The organism is Enhygromyxa salina, from assembly GCF_000737335.2.
Lineage (GTDB): Bacteria > Myxococcota_A > Polyangia > Nannocystales > Nannocystaceae > Plesiocystis > Plesiocystis salina_C.
In genome coordinates, this window is record NZ_JMCC02000288.1 from 1 (window position 1) to 985 (window position 985).

At 56.6% G+C, this 985-nt stretch carries 1 tRNA gene and 2 rRNA genes; all 3 read left to right on the plus strand.

Annotated features, from left to right (window positions below):
* Positions 1 to 603 (plus strand): 23S ribosomal RNA (locus tag DB30_RS42135); the annotation flags it as partial.
* A gap of 94 nt (positions 604 to 697) precedes the next feature.
* Positions 698 to 813, plus strand: a 5S ribosomal RNA gene (gene rrf / locus DB30_RS40935).
* A 54-nt stretch (positions 814 to 867) separates the two neighbouring features.
* Positions 868 to 944: transfer RNA gene (locus DB30_RS40940), tRNA-Asp, on the plus strand.
* Positions 945 to 985: the final 41 nt, after the last annotated feature.

Sequence of the window (985 nt, forward strand, 5' to 3'; positions counted from 1 at the left end):
TGGACGTACGTCGTGGGCTGGTGGCGGAGTTTGGTCGGACGCCGGATGCGAGCGTGACGGCGCGAGCAGGTGCGAAAGCAGGTCATAGTGATCCGGTGGTTCTGAATGGAAGGGCCATCGCTCAACGGATAAAAGGTACTCCGGGGATAACAGGCTGATACCGCCCAAGAGTTCATATCGACGGCGGTGTTTGGCACCTTGATGTCGGCTCATCACATCCTGGGGCTGAAGTAGGTCCCAAGGGTACGGCTGTTCGCCGTTTAAAGTGGTACGCGAGCTGGGTTTAGAACGTCGTGAGACAGTTCGGTCCCTATCTGCCGTGGGCGCTGGAAAACTGAGGGGGGTTGCTCCTAGTACGAGAGGACCGGAGTGAACGCACCGCTGGTGTTCGGGTTGTCATGCCAATGGCACTGCCCGGTAGCTAAGTGCGGAAGAGATAAGTGCTGAAAGCATCTAAGCACGAAACTTGCCCCGAGATGAGTTCTCCCTGACTCCTTGAGAGTCCTGAAGGAACGTTGAAGACGACGACGTTGATAGGCCGGGTGTGTAAGCGCAGCGATGCGTTGAGCTAACCGGTACTAATGACCCGTGAGGCTTAACCTTACAACGCCAGAGGCGTTTTGCGAGACGCGAAGATTTTCAGCCTGTACCGGATAATTCTGCGCGGCCCGTCGGGCGGCGCGGAAGACAGAATTTGCCTGGCGGCCTTAGCGCGGCGGTCCCACCTGACCCCATGCCGAACTCAGAAGTGAAACGCCGTAGCGCCGATGGTAGTGTGGGGTCTCCCCATGCGAGAGTAGGGAACTGCCAGGCATCAAATTAAGCAGTAAGCCGGTCATAAAACCGGTGGTTGTAAAAGAATTCGGTGGAGCGGTAGTTCAGTCGGTTAGAATACCTGCCTGTCACGCAGGGGGTCGCGGGTTCGAGTCCCGTCCGTTCCGCCACTTATTAAGAAACCTCGAGTTAACGCTCGAGGTTTTTTTTC